The sequence below is a fragment of the Mesorhizobium sp. W067 genome (assembly GCF_054719525.1).
Genome location: NZ_JBTTII010000001.1, coordinates 3,192,217 through 3,205,211, shown reverse-complemented (window position 1 = coordinate 3,205,211; position 12,995 = coordinate 3,192,217). Strand labels below are relative to the sequence as shown.

The window sequence follows — 12,995 nt, the reverse complement described above, 5'->3', positions numbered from 1 at the left end:
TGCCAGCAACATTTCACGTCGTTTTCCAAGGCACACTCGATTGTCTGCCCCGCAGAGGCTTTAGATGACCACCAAGCACGCGTCTGTCCTTATCATCGGTTCCGGCCCGGCCGGCTATACCGCCGCAGTCTACGCCGCGCGCGCCATGCTCAAGCCGATGCTCGTAGCAGGCTTGCAGCAGGGCGGGCAGCTGATGATCACCACCGATGTCGAAAACTATCCGGGCTTCGCCGATCCGATCCAGGGCCCGTGGCTGATGGAGCAGATGCTGAAGCAGGCCGAGCATGTCGGCACCGATATCATCAACGACATCATCACCGAGGTTGACCTCAATGTGCGGCCGTTCCGCGCCACGGGCGATTCCGGCACCACCTACACGGCCGACGCGCTGATCATTGCCACCGGCGCGCAGGCGAAATGGCTGGGCATCCCCACCGAACAGACCTTCATGGGCTTCGGCGTGTCGGCCTGCGCCACCTGCGATGGTTTTTTCTATCGCGGCAAGGATGTCGCTGTCATCGGCGGCGGCAATTCGGCGGTGGAGGAGGCGCTCTATCTCTCCAATCTGGCGAAGAGCGTGACCGTCATCCACCGGCGCAACGATTTCCGCGCCGAGCGCATCCTGCGTGAGCGGCTGTTGAAAAAGGACAATGTCCGAGTCATCTGGGACACGATCGTCGACGAGATCACCGGCCGGCCCGGCAAGACGCCGCTGCCGCCTTCGGTCGAAGGGCTGAAGCTCAGAAATGCGGTGACCGGCGAGGTCAGCCATCTCCAGGTGGACGGCGTGTTCGTGGCGATCGGCCATGCGCCGGCGGTGGAATTGTTTGTCGGCAAGCTGAAGCAGAAGCCGAACGGCTATCTGTGGACGGCGCCGAATTCGACCCGCACGGACGTTCCCGGCGTGTTCGCCGCCGGTGACGTGACCGACGATATCTACCGTCAGGCGGTGACCGCCGCCGGGCTCGGCTGCATGGCCGCGCTCGAGGCGGAAAAATACCTGGCCGGCATCGAGGTGCACCGCGAAGCGGCGGAATAAAATCTATCAAGACGGCGTCGCAAGCCGTTCAAAAGCCTGATTTTTCATTCAGACGCCAAAAACAGAACGAGGGGAACTCAATGGCGTTGGACTGGGACAAGCTTCGCGTGTTTCACGCAGCGGCGGAGGCTGGGTCGTTTACCCATGCCGCCGAGACTTTGCACCTGTCGCAATCGGCGATTTCACGCCAGGTCAGCGCGCTTGAACATGATGTCGGGGTGCCGCTGTTCAATCGCCATGCCCGCGGCCTGGTGCTGACCGAGCAGGGCGAAATGCTGTTCCGCACGGCGCATGACGTGCTGATGAAGCTGGAGACCATCAAGTCGAAGCTGACCGAGGCCAAGGACCGTCCCTCAGGCGTGCTGAGGGTAACGACCACGGTCGGGCTCGGCGCCGGCTGGCTGACCGAGCGGGTGCAGGAATTCATCGAGCTCTATCCGGAAATCAGCCTGCAGCTGATCCTGGCCAATGAGGAACTCGACCTCACCATGCGCCAGGCCGACTGCGCGATACGGCTGCGCCAGCCGCAGCAGCCCGACCTTATCCAGCGCCGCCTGTTCACCGTGCATTTCCACCTCTATGCCTCGCCGTCCTATGTCGGCAAGCACGGCAAGCCGACCTCGGTCGCCGATCTGAAGAACCATCGCATCGTCACTTTCGGTGTGCCGGTGCCGTCGCATCTGTCGGAGCTGAACTGGCTGGAAACGATCGGCGATTTCGACGGTGGGCAAAGGGTGCCGACGCTGCAGATCAACGACATCTTGTCGATCAAGCGCGCCGTGCAGGGCGGCGCCGGCATCGCCATGCTGCCCGACTACGTGATCTCCAAGGAATCGGATCTGGTGCAGCTTTTGCCGGAGACCGAGGTGCCGTCCTTCGACACCTATTTCGCCTATCCCGATGCAATGAAGAACCAGGCCAAGCTGCACGTCTTCCGCGACTTCATCATCGCCAAAGCGCGCAGCTGGTCATTTTAAACATGCCCTTGGGAGGTGCTGGTCACCCCCGCCAAGGCGTCAGCCGTGGCAGCCAGCCGGGAACATTGCGGCGGTAGGTCTCGTATTCGCCACCGTAGCGGCGGGCGAGAGTCGGCTCCTCATAGAACCTGACGAAAGAGCCCATGACGATCGCGCCGATGGCGGCATAGGCAGCGACGCTCCAGCTTGAAAACAGCGACGCCTGGCCGAGGATGATCGACAGCACGGCGACGTACATCGGGTTGCGGACATGGCGGTAGACGCCGCCGATCACCAGTCTCTCGGTGGGTGCTACAGGCGCCGGCGTGCCCAGGCCTTCGAGCGCGAAGCGGGCAAAGGAATGGACGAGCAGGGCGATGGCCGCGACAATCAGGATGGAGCCGGCCGGCACGAAGCCGGGCACCGTCGACAGCGGCAGACGGTAGCGGTCCGTGAGCAGCCAGGGCACCAGCCCGGCGACGACACAAGGTGCGGCGATGAAGAAGACCGCGCTGCCGGCGATCGCCTGGGGTGTCCGCATGTCAGGTCTCCCTTCTTCCGGCCGACCCTTCCCATCCCGCTGCCGCAAAAATAAACGCCTGTTGCCCGATTCAACGTCATTCGGCTTTTTGCCCGCGAGCGCGAGAATCAGCCCGACTTGCGGTTCTGCGAAGGCAACAGCACGGTCGCGCCATTCATTTGGCAACTTTTCGTGGTCTTATGGCCCCTAGACATGGGTTAGTCCACAGCCTGTACCTTTTTGCATGCGTGTGTTGCAAAATAGATGCTTGTTTCTTGGGCATGAACAGCACATATATAGATCATCTCCTGGGCGCGTTCTCCTCCCATTAGCGCCCTCGAGTGTTCCCCTCTGGAGGTTAGCCTTAACAGGCACTTCCAATCAAACTCAGCCGGATCTTCATTGATCCGGCTTTTTTGTTTCCGGGCCTGCCGTAGCCAGCGAAAAATCGAGCAAAATCGCCGCGTAACAGTGACATGTAACCTCAGGTAACATGCCGCAGGCGCGATTCATCGTTTAAGCAGATCATAGGACGCGGTGTGGTTCGACCGGGAGATGGGGGCATCACTCGGAAGATCCGGGCTCAGGCAGCTACCGCGTCCGAACCTATTCGTCTGTCAGTGCCGTATGGCGCGGCGGATACGTGCGGCGGACCTGCCGTTTTCCTCCCAAGAAGACGGTCCGCAATAAGAGCGGCGTCCGGGTCACCCGGGCGCCGTTTTTTGTGCGGATCATCCTTCGGCCTGTCAGGCAGCCTTGCCGTTGGCGTTCATCGCCTCGTCGGCCAACCGTCCGGTCAGCTCGGCCATGTGATCGAAGGCGCAACGATAGCTGGCGACGCCGGAGGTCGCCGAGCGCAGTTCGATGATCAGGTCGCCGATCTCGGCCTGCGGCATGGTCGCCTCCACGACATCCCATCCCGGCCAGTCAGGCCGCGCGTCGTAGCCAAGGATCTGCCCGCGCCGTTGCGGGATCAGCGCGATGATCTTCGAAGTGGCTTCGGACGGCGTGACGATCTCGACCTTCATGACCGGCTCGAGTAGCACCGGCGAGCAGGCCGCCATGCCTTCCTTCATGGCCAGCTTGGCCGCCATCTGGAAAGCCATGTCGGAGGAATCGACGGCGTGGTAGGAGCCGTCGGAGAGGTTGACGGCGACATCGACGACAGGGAAGCCGAGCGGGCCGGATTTCAGATAATCGCGCACGCCGGTTTCGACCGACTGGATGTAGGTCTTGGGCACGACGCCGCCGGTGATGGTGTCCGAGAACTGAAAGCCGGAGCCGCGCGGCAGCGGCTTGATCTCGATCACCACATCGCCGAACTGGCCATGGCCGCCGGACTGCTTCTTGTGGCGGCCGCGCTGCTGCACCGTCTTTCGGATCGTCTCGCGATAGGGGACGGCAGGCGCATGGCCTTCGACCGGAATCTGATTCTTGCCTTCCAGCCGCTCGCGCACGACCCGCAGATGCATCTCGCCATGGCCGGACAGCACGGTCTCGGCCGAGTCCTGGTTGTGGCGCAAGGTGAGCGAGGGATCTTCCTCGGCCAGGCGCTGGATGGCCGCCGACATTTTGACCTCGTCCTTGCGCTCCTTCGGCCGCAGGGCAAAGGCAAAGACCGGCTGCGGCGGCGTCAGCGTGACCAGCGGCTTGATACCGCCCTTCGTGGAGCTCAACGTCTGGCCGGTCTTGACCTCGTCCAGCTTGCCCAACGCCACCGTGTCGCCGGCCTTGGCAGCGGTGAGCTTGGACTGGTCCTTGCCGAGCATCTTGTAGATGCCGGAGACCTTCGCCGTCTCGCCATTCGACAAATAGAGTTCGGCTGCATCGGCGATCTGGCCAGAGAGTACGCGCGACACGGACAGCTTGCCGCCGTGCGCGGTGTGGATGGTCTTCATCACCTGGACCACGGTGTGATTGCCGTCGGGGACGCCGAGCCGTTTGCGCGTCGCCTCGACATCCGGTGCATCATGGCGGATCGCCTTCAAAAGGCGCAGCACGCCGTTGCCTTTTTCGGCGGTGCCGATCAGCACCGGCGTTATGGCGCCGGCGCGCAGGTCGGCGGACAGATCGTCGAAGACCGCGTCCTTGGGCGGCTCGATCTCCTCCAGCAACTGCTCCATCAACTGGTCGTCATGGTCGGCAAGCGTCTCCAGCATGGAGAAGCGAGCCTCCAGTTCGCGCGCATTGTCGTCAGTTGGAATTTCGGCAACCTGGCTTTCGGCATATTCGCGGTAGATGTAGGCGCGCTCCAGCGCCAGGTCGATCGAACCGATCACCACATTGTCCTTGCGCAGCGGGATCTGGCGCAGCAACAGCGGCGCCGCGCTCGTCGGCTGCAGCATCTTCAGCGTATCGCGTACGCCGGCAATTGCCTTGTCGACCTTGTTGAGGAACAGGATGCGCGGCACGCCGAGATCGTCGAGCTTGCGCATGATGAGCTGCAAGGCTGGGATCTTCTTCTCGTCGGCCTCGGCGACGACCACCGCGAGATCGCAGGCTGCCAGCACCGGCTCGGCCTCGAAGGAGAATTCGATCGATCCGGGACAGTCGACGAAGGTGATCTGCTCGCCCATGAATTCGGTGGTGGCAAAGGTCGCCTCGACGCTCATGGCGTGCGCCCGCGCCTCGGGCGAATGATCGGAAACGGTGCTTCCCGATGAAACGGGATTTTGGCGGGGGATGGCGCCCGTACGGGCGAGGATGGCTTCGAGAAGTGTCGTCTTACCGCTTGCAAAGGGACCGACTATGGCAATGCATTTCGGTCCCGTGCGTCGTCCTCCGGCGCGAGTACCCATGGCTGACCTCCACTCAGGCTTGGCCCTTGGAGTGCGATCAGCAAAAGTGGAAACGGTTTTGCGCCGATCGCACCCTGTCGTGAGCGGCGGCCGGCCTGTTCGACCGTCGCGGGGCGGGGTTGTTTCTCTTAGCCACCTGCCCAAGCCCATCGTCCCACGGGTTAGCCGGCAGGGCAAGGAAAATAGGAATCCGGTGCGCCGTCAGGCGGCCGAGGCAAGACCCCGGGATCAGAACCGTCCGGCGATTTCAGCTTGCCTGGGTGCGGCGCGTGGGCGTGGCGGCTGCACTCTGCTTCACCACCATCTCGGCGTAGCGCGACAGCAACGGGTTGAACAGGTCCGGACGTTCCCAGAAGGGCGCATGGCCGGCGCCTGGTATGACATGGCACTGTTCCCACAGCGAGCTGTAGGCGACGGTCTCGAAATAGCTCAGCCGCACCAGCGGATCATGCTCGCCATTGATCACCGCAACGGGGAACGGAGCGTGCTCGACCACCTGTTTCTGGTCGGCGCCCTTGCCCGCAAACATGGAGCGCGCCACGCCGGCGCGAAGCCGGCCGTCGGTGCGCCTGATGGCTTCGCGGAAAGACGGACTGGCGGTGTCGCCGTAGCACAGAGCCTCAAAACGCTCGATGTCGCGTTCGGAGTAGACCTTCTTGGAGGCGAGCAGCATGTCCCAGTTGGCGTGAAAGCCGCGCAGCATGCCAAGCGGCCCCCGCGACACCGGCGGCGCTCCGGTCAGCACCAGGCCGCTGACCGCATGGTGAAAGCTGGCCAGTTCGACCGCCACATGGCCGCCGAGCGACCAGCCGAAGATGATGGCGTGGCCGATGCCCAAAGCGTCGAGAAGCCGGGCTGAGGTCTGGGCAAGGCCGGTAATCGTATAGGCGGTCGCGGGGTCGCGGGCATCGGAGGACTCGCCATGGCCGGGAAGGTCGAAGGCGATCAGCCGATGGGCATCGGCAAGCGGGCTGTCGAACTGACGGGCAAACACGGCGCGCGAACTGCCCGAGCCATGGATCATGACGATGGGCATGCCGGACCCAGACGACTGGCTGAGGCGCAAGTCGGCCTGCGGCGTGCGGATGGTGCGGTGAGTGATGCTCATGCTGGATTAGACCTTGAGATTTGCCTGACCGCCAACATCGCATCGCTGGCTCTATATGTTCTTTAAACATGTGGTTAAGAATCGATTTCTAGAAATCCACCATCGGCGTGACCGCCGGCTCCATCGCAACCCGCGGAATCCCGACAATGGAACCAGTCCTCGATCTTCTTGTCTCGATCTGCAGCATCGCGACGCTTGGCCAATATGTCTGGTCGATGCGGGCGCATTTCCAATCGCAGGCGATGTCTCCAGGCGCCATGGTGATTTCGGCGGCGGTCATCGCCACGGCGCTGTTCTTTCTCGCCATCCTTTGGATCCAATCGCAGCCGGGTTCGGCAAAGCTCACCGGACTTGCCGTCGAACTGGCGAGCTCTGCCCTGTTCTGGTGGGCGATTGTTACGTCGCGCAAGGCGCGATTGCGCTTCGCCTTCGCACCCGACGATCCACACAGCCTGCTGACCGACGGCCCCTACGGCCATGTCCGCCACCCCTTCTATACGTCCTACATCGTCTTCTGGATCGGGTGGGGGATCGCGACCTGGTCGATCTGGGCGGTGGTGCCGGTCGCCGGACTCGCTATCCTCTATGTGTTTGCGGCGCTGGACGAAGAGAAGAAATTTTCGCGCACGCCGCTGGCCGGAGCCTACGCGGACTATCGCGTACGTGCCGGCCTGTTCTGGCCCCGGCTGGGGTGGTAGCCGGCACCGGGGCAGGGTAGGTTCTGCCAAACTTAGGGATCACCAGAGATGAAGATCATTGCCTGCGGCAGCGTGCCGACCATCATCGCGCCGGACCAGTATTTCACCGGCCGCGTGCTGCAGACGCCCATCATCGAGAAGGAAGCGCCGGCCCGGCTCAGAGCCACGTTGGTCAGCTTCGACCCCGGTGCGCGTACCCACTGGCACACGCATCCGCTCGGCCAGACGCTTTATGTCACTGCGGGGGCCGGCCTTGCGCAGACATGGGGCGGGCCGATCCAGCAGATCAAGGCGGGCGACGTGATCTCGTTCGAGCCCGGCGAGAAGCACTGGCACGGCGCGGGTCCAAAGACGACAATGACCCACATCGCCATGCAGGAAGCGCTGGACGGCGTCCATGCCGATTGGATGGAAGCGGTCACCAGCGAGCAGTGTGGCGGCTGAGGTCTGCTCCTGACAAAAACCCGGCTCGAAGCCGGGTTTCATGTCTCGGTGCCGCCAGTTCAGGTCAGCGATGCCGTGAACCGCTGGATGCGCGTGCAGGCTTCCTCCAGCAGCGTCTCCGACGTGGCGTAGGAGATGCGGAAGTTGGGGCCGAGGCCGAAGGCAGAGCCGAACACCACCGCGACACCCTCGGCCTCGAGCAGTTCCGAGCAGAAGGTCTCGTCTGTGTCGATGACCTTGCCGGCCTTGGTCCTCTTGCCGATCAGCTGGGCACAGGACGGATAGACGTAGAAAGCGCCTTCCGGCGACGGGCAGGTTATGCCGCGCGCCTGGTTGAGCATCGACACGACGAGGTCGCGACGGCCCTGAAAGATCGCCTTGTTCCTGGCGACGAAATCCTGCGGGCCGTTGAGCGCCTCGACCGAGGCCCATTGCGCGACGGTGCAGGCGCCCGAGGTCTGCTGGCCCTGGATCATGTCCATCGCCTTGATCAGCTGGACGGGACCCGCGGCATAGCCGATGCGCCAGCCGGTCATGGCGTAGGCTTTCGAGACGCCGTTCATGGTCAGCGTGCGCTCGTAGAGTTTCGGCTCGACCTCGGCGATTGTCCTGAAGACGAAGTCGCCATAGGTCAGGTGCTCGTACATGTCGTCGGTCAGTGTCCAGACATGCGGATGCTTCAAGAGCACGTCGGCCAGCGCGCGCAGCTCGGCTTCCGTGTATGCGGCGCCGGACGGGTTCGACGGCGAGTTCATCAACAGCCATTTGGTCTTCGGCGTGATCGCCTTTTCCAGCACGGCGGGAGTGAGCTTGAAACCATTTTCGATCGAAGTATCGGCGAACACCGAGGTGCCGCCGCAGATCGCCACCATTTCGGGATAGCTGACCCAATAGGGGCGGGGGATGATGACCTCGTCGCCTGGGTTCAGCGTCGCCATGAAGGCGTTGAACAGGATCTGCTTGCCGCCGGTGCCGACAATGGTCTGCTCGGGCTTGTAGTCGAGATTGTTCTCGCGCTTGAATTTTTTCGCGATCGCCTCGCGCAGCGGCGCGATGCCCGAAACCGGCGGGTATTTGGTCTCGCCGCGGCGGATCGCCTCGATCGCCGCATTCTTGATGTTGTCGGGCGTGTCGAAATCCGGTTCGCCGGCGCCGAGGCCGATAATGTCGCGGCCGGCATTTTTCAGCTCGCGGGCTTTCTGCGTCACCGCGATGGTGGCGGAAGGCTTTACGCGGGCAAGGGCGTCGGCAAGAAAGGCCATGGCCAGATATCTCCAGAGGGGTCGGCGCAACCGCAAACAGCTGCGGCGCCTCTCATGTCGCATCGACCCGGCAAGTGCAAGCATTGTCGGATGAGCCAGGGTCAAGGACTCGTGGAGATCGGCTTTTTGGAGCGCGTGCATGACGGTTTCACTCTGCGTTGCGGGCTCTGCAATCGACGCCTATCCCCCGGCAAGACTAAATTCATCAACGGCCGCTAAAACCTTTGACGGCAGGATCGCCAGCCATTTCGCCTGTCTCGCGGAGCGAGGGACCCTTGTCGCGCAGCACCGGGCTTGCCCACATCATCCGTCACGATGACGGCACCGCTTCAGGTGTCTGGGGTCCCTACACGCTGCAGAGCGCCTTTCAGCCGATCTTCGCCTTCAAGGACGGCAAGCTCTCGATCGCAGCGTTCGAGGGGCTGATCCGGCCGTTTCGTGACGGCGAGCCGCAATCGCCGATGAACTTCTTCCGCACCTGTCCGGCCGGCGACCGCCTGCATATCGAGGCGCTGACGCGCACGCTGCATTTGCTCAATGCCGGCGCCTGCCTGCCGCAAGAGGCTTCGATCTTCGTCAATTTCGATCCGTCGGTGTTTACCGAGCGCTCCATCGCCGATAACGCGCTGCGCGACATGCGGCTGGTGCTGCACGAAGCCGGGATCGATCCGCGCCGCATCGTGTGCGAGGTGACCGAGCAGAAGTCGGCGTCGCAGGAAACGCTCTACAGCTTTGTCGAGGCGCTGCGGGCCAATGGCTTTCGCATTGCCGTCGACGATTACGGCGCCGATGAATCCGACATCAGCCGCATCAAGGAGCTCAAGCCCGACATCGTCAAATTCGATGCGCACTGGATCACGCAACTCATGGAATCGGGGGCCGGCTTTGCCCTGCTGACTGCCATGGTGACGAACTTCGAACTACAGGGCATCCGCACCGTGTTCGAAGGCATCGAGGAAGGCTGGCAGCTTGAATTGGCCGAGAAATCCGGCGCATCGATGGTGCAGGGCTTCGTGCTGGCGAAGCCGGAACTGGCGCCGACCAGCTTTCGCGCTTTCGGCAAGGATGGGCAGCCGTCTGTCGCGGCGGCCGAGCCTGGCAAGACGCCTGCCGGCCCGACTGCAGCGCCTCCGGCGCGGCCGGGCAGGGTGTTCGGGCGCAGGACCGGGCCATGACCGGGCAGCGCGAGAGGCGTCGCGATATCGGCGAAGCGATCTTTGCCGACGAGGTCGGCATCGAATACGGCGTCTACGGCGCGTTCCGGCTGAAGAGCGCCTACCAGCCGATCTTTGCGCCACGCGGCGGCGCGTTGGCCGTGGTTGCCGTCGAGGCGCTGATCGAACCGCAGCGCGCTTCCATGCCGGTTGCACCGGCCATGTTCTTCGACAGTGTTGCGCCGGGCGACCGCCTGTTTGTCGAGACGATGTGCCGGATGCTGCATCTGAAAAACTTCCGCAACATCGGCGTCGACGGGCTCGACCTGTTCTTCAATTACAACCCGATGATCAACGATCATCTCGGGCGGGCGCTGGCCGAGATCCGGCTGATGACGCGGCATCTCGGCGATCTCGACCTGCATGCCGCCATGCTGGTCTGCGAGATCACCGAACAGGCGGCCGACGATAATGTGCTGGCCCCGCTGGTGCGCGAGATGCGGCGCCACGGCATCCGCATCGCCATCGACGATTTCGGCACCGGCCACTCGACCGCGGAGCGGATGAGCCTGCTCCAGCCGGATATCGTGAAGATCGACGGCGGCTGGTTCGCCGAATTCTGCCGCCACACTGCCGCCGAGCGCTTCTTCCGGCCGCTCGTCTCGTCGCTACACGATCGCGGCGCCAAGGTGCTGGTCGAAGGCATCGAGCAATCCGTGCATCTGCGCGTCGCGCTGGATGGCGGCGTCGACCTGCTACAGGGGTTCCATCTCGGCCGCCCGGCGCTGGCCGGCACGATCTTCAACCGGGAGCCGCTGTCGATCGAGGCGCTGCTTGGCGCCGACAACAAGGTGGTGCCGCTGCATCTGCGGCGCTGATTTGTACTCGCGCTTGCCGCCGCTTCGCGGCTCGTTCCGGACCGGACGCCAACGGGCGCGATGCCCGGTTGGGCTTGCGGCCTTCGGCCGTAGCGCGCATTCAAAGAGGGCGAACTCGGCCCGCGTGAAGTTCAGCCAAAGCCTGCTCGGCAAACTTATCCAGCCGGCCAGCCTTGGCGTCCGCCTCGATCTGCATATCCCACACCTCTGCCTGATACGCTGCGAACCATTTGGTAAAGGCCTTTAGTTCTTTGGTGTTCAGGGCTGCGATGGATCTTTCAATCTGTTCGAGCTTGGTCATGGGGCGAAACTAGCATGGCCATCGTCCAATTCCAGATAAACAAAAAGGCGGGATAAATCCCGCCTTCCCATTTTCGGTAGCCTGATCGGAGCTTTAAGTCCGGGCCGGCAGCTATCTGCTGATCCAGCTTGTCGGGTCTTTCTGCTCCAGCGCGCTTCTCGCGCGACCGTCAGTACATCCGTGACTTGCCGCGCGCCCCGAACTCTCGTCCGGCGCGCGCTATCGCAAAATCAGGCTGCCTTGCTCAGAGAACCAGCGGACGACTTGCCTGTGCGGCGGTCCTGCTCGATCTCGAAGTTGATTTTCTGGCCTTCGACCAGGGTCGACAGTCCAGCGCGCTCGACAGCGGAGATGTGAACGAAAACGTCCGCACCGCCCGAATCAGGCTGAATGAAGCCGAAGCCCTTGGTGGCATTGAACCACTTGACCGTACCAGTTGCCATATGAATAGTCCTCGCATTTGCTTTGGTTTGACCGAACCGAGGTTCAGCCGGTTTGTATCGAGATTTTGGAGATAGACGTCAGCAAACGCGAAGATCGCGAGGCCCGGATCGATCGGCCGAAATATCAATGGAGCTGATATAGGCGGGTTTCGCACCAAAAACAAGATGGCTCGAAAAATGGCGTTGCGGTGGCGCCGCCCAAAGGCCGCCCCAATCGCATGAAAGCGTCGAGCAATCGGGAAGATCGGGACGCCCGACGGCGTTAGTCCGGTTTTGGGAGACTGTCATGAAAACGGTTGTGAAAACCATTCTGCTTGCCGCCTGCCTGACGCTGGCGGCCGCCGAGGCGCAGGCGATCTCGCGCTACGACCCCACTCGTATGAGCTGCGACAGGGTGCAAGGCACGATCGCCCGCCAGGGCGCGGTCATCCTGCGCTATCAGTCCAGGCGCGTGCCGGGGCTGCCGCTCTTCGACCGCTATGTGCAGAGCCAGCAATTCTGCAATGTCGGCGAGGTCAGGAAGCGCGCCTATGTGCCGAGCGCCGATACCGAATCCTGCCCGGTCTATCTCTGCAAGCGGATCGAGAACGACCATTTTCACCGCCGCTTCCTGCGCCGTCATTAGGCATATTGATATTCAGGTGAGGCCGGCCTGCGAACGATGGTCTTCTGCGCTTCCGGCGCCCACGTACATTAAGTACGCTCCGCTCCGGTTCTCGAAGACCATAGTTCTCGGTGCGGCCTGACCTGAATCTCAACATACCCAGCCGGCATACCATTCAAGCTCTTAGAACCCGAACGAGACCTGCGCCGCCGGCGGCGGGCCGACGCGCACGCCTTCCATGGCCAGCATCTTTTCCTTGGTGGCCGAGCCGCCGGGCGCCGAGAAGCCGCCGATCTTGCCGCCCGCGGCTAGTATCCGATGGCAGGGGATGACCAGCGGCACCGGGTTGGCGCCCAGCGCTGCCCCGGTTTCGCGCGGCAGGCCGGCTTGGCCGGCGCGCTTGGCCAGTTCGCCATAGGTGGTGGTTTCGCCGTAATGCAGTTTCCGCGCCGCGTCGTAGATGGCGAGACGGAAGTCGTCGACGTCGTCGAGATCGACCGGCACACCGGAGAAATCGACGTCCTCGCCTGACGCATACGCCTTGATCGAGGCGATCAGCTCGACCACCCATTGCGGCTGCCCAATGTTCGCAGTCGTATTGGCGGCAACACCGGCATGCCGCATCAGCCGGCGCTCCACTGCTTCGCGGCTCCTTTCGGGCAGGCAGAGCCGGATCAGGCCCTTTTCGCTCCAGGCGATGCCCATGAAGCCGATCACTGTTTCTAACACTGCGTGGCCGGCTGTGATCGAAGATGCCGTTTCCATGATGCGCTCCTTTCCGCAAAGCGGC

14 protein-coding genes are annotated in these 12,995 nt (G+C 62.9%); 7 read left to right on the top strand and 7 right to left on the bottom strand.

What is annotated here, in order from left to right; all coding sequences use genetic code 11:
- Positions 1-64 precede the first annotated feature (64 nt).
- Together trxB and ACYG97_RS15590 are read left to right on the top strand one after the other, a co-directional pair.
- Positions 65-1,039 carry a thioredoxin-disulfide reductase gene (gene trxB / locus ACYG97_RS15595; RefSeq protein ID WP_023733318.1) on the top strand — a complete coding sequence of 325 codons (975 nt, stop codon included), beginning with the start codon at positions 65-67 and terminating at the stop codon, positions 1,037-1,039.
- Positions 1,040-1,119: 80 nt separating this feature from the next.
- A complete protein-coding gene (locus ACYG97_RS15590) occupies positions 1,120-2,016 on the top strand; it encodes a LysR family transcriptional regulator (protein WP_023671970.1) in 897 nt (298 codons plus the stop codon).
- Positions 2,017-2,038: 22 nt separating this feature from the next.
- Here the strand turns inward: ACYG97_RS15590 and ACYG97_RS15585 are convergent, their stop codons facing one another.
- From ACYG97_RS15585 to ACYG97_RS15575, 3 genes are all read right to left on the bottom strand, one after another.
- Positions 2,039-2,536 carry a methyltransferase family protein gene (locus ACYG97_RS15585; protein WP_023733317.1) on the bottom strand — a complete coding sequence of 166 codons (498 nt, stop codon included), beginning with the start codon at positions 2,534-2,536 and terminating at the stop codon, positions 2,039-2,041.
- A gap of 725 nt (positions 2,537-3,261) precedes the next feature.
- Complete coding sequence (locus ACYG97_RS15580) at positions 3,262-5,313, bottom strand: elongation factor G (protein ID WP_460221595.1); 2,052 nt, start codon at positions 5,311-5,313, stop codon at positions 3,262-3,264.
- A 247-nt stretch (positions 5,314-5,560) separates the two neighbouring features.
- Positions 5,561-6,421 carry an alpha/beta fold hydrolase gene (locus ACYG97_RS15575; protein WP_023733316.1) on the bottom strand — a complete coding sequence of 287 codons (861 nt, stop codon included), beginning with the start codon at positions 6,419-6,421 and terminating at the stop codon, positions 5,561-5,563.
- Between the two features lie 146 nt (positions 6,422-6,567).
- Between ACYG97_RS15575 and ACYG97_RS15570 the strand changes: the two genes are divergently transcribed.
- Both ACYG97_RS15570 and ACYG97_RS15565 read left to right on the top strand, forming a co-directional pair.
- A complete protein-coding gene (locus tag ACYG97_RS15570) occupies positions 6,568-7,119 on the top strand; it encodes a methyltransferase family protein (RefSeq protein WP_023733315.1) in 552 nt (183 codons plus the stop codon).
- A 48-nt stretch (positions 7,120-7,167) separates the two neighbouring features.
- On the top strand, positions 7,168-7,563 hold the full coding sequence (locus ACYG97_RS15565) for a (R)-mandelonitrile lyase (RefSeq protein WP_023733314.1): 396 nt from the start codon (positions 7,168-7,170) through the stop codon (positions 7,561-7,563).
- Positions 7,564-7,622: 59 nt separating this feature from the next.
- On the opposite strand, the gene ACYG97_RS15560 is transcribed toward ACYG97_RS15565, so the two are convergent.
- Positions 7,623-8,825 carry a pyridoxal phosphate-dependent aminotransferase gene (locus ACYG97_RS15560; protein ID WP_023733313.1) on the bottom strand — a complete coding sequence of 401 codons (1,203 nt, stop codon included), beginning with the start codon at positions 8,823-8,825 and terminating at the stop codon, positions 7,623-7,625.
- Positions 8,826-9,100: 275 nt separating this feature from the next.
- On the opposite strand from ACYG97_RS15560, the gene ACYG97_RS15555 reads away from it, so the two are divergent.
- Both ACYG97_RS15555 and ACYG97_RS15550 read left to right on the top strand, forming a co-directional pair.
- Positions 9,101-10,000 carry an EAL domain-containing protein gene (locus tag ACYG97_RS15555; RefSeq protein ID WP_023733312.1) on the top strand — a complete coding sequence of 300 codons (900 nt, stop codon included), beginning with the start codon at positions 9,101-9,103 and terminating at the stop codon, positions 9,998-10,000.
- Complete coding sequence (locus tag ACYG97_RS15550; protein WP_023733311.1) at positions 9,997-10,857, top strand: EAL domain-containing protein; 861 nt, start codon at positions 9,997-9,999, stop codon at positions 10,855-10,857. Before ACYG97_RS15555 ends, ACYG97_RS15550 begins: the two co-directional genes overlap by 4 nt.
- Before the next feature lie 100 nt (positions 10,858-10,957).
- Here ACYG97_RS15550 and ACYG97_RS15545 read toward each other — a convergent pair whose 3' ends face one another.
- Both ACYG97_RS15545 and ACYG97_RS15540 read right to left on the bottom strand, forming a co-directional pair.
- Positions 10,958-11,158, bottom strand: coding sequence for a hypothetical protein (locus ACYG97_RS15545; protein ID WP_023671961.1), 201 nt, complete (start codon positions 11,156-11,158; stop codon positions 10,958-10,960).
- Positions 11,159-11,388: 230 nt separating this feature from the next.
- Complete coding sequence (locus ACYG97_RS15540) at positions 11,389-11,601, bottom strand: cold-shock protein (protein WP_015316174.1); 213 nt, start codon at positions 11,599-11,601, stop codon at positions 11,389-11,391.
- Positions 11,602-11,899: 298 nt separating this feature from the next.
- On the opposite strand from ACYG97_RS15540, the gene ACYG97_RS15535 reads away from it, so the two are divergent.
- Positions 11,900-12,226 carry a hypothetical protein gene (locus ACYG97_RS15535; RefSeq protein ID WP_023689728.1) on the top strand — a complete coding sequence of 109 codons (327 nt, stop codon included), beginning with the start codon at positions 11,900-11,902 and terminating at the stop codon, positions 12,224-12,226.
- Between the two features lie 162 nt (positions 12,227-12,388).
- Here the strand turns inward: ACYG97_RS15535 and ACYG97_RS15530 are convergent, their stop codons facing one another.
- Positions 12,389-12,970, bottom strand: a complete 582-nt coding sequence (locus ACYG97_RS15530) for a methylated-DNA--[protein]-cysteine S-methyltransferase (protein WP_023711185.1) — start codon at positions 12,968-12,970, stop codon at positions 12,389-12,391.
- Between the last annotated feature and the right edge of the window lie 25 nt (positions 12,971-12,995).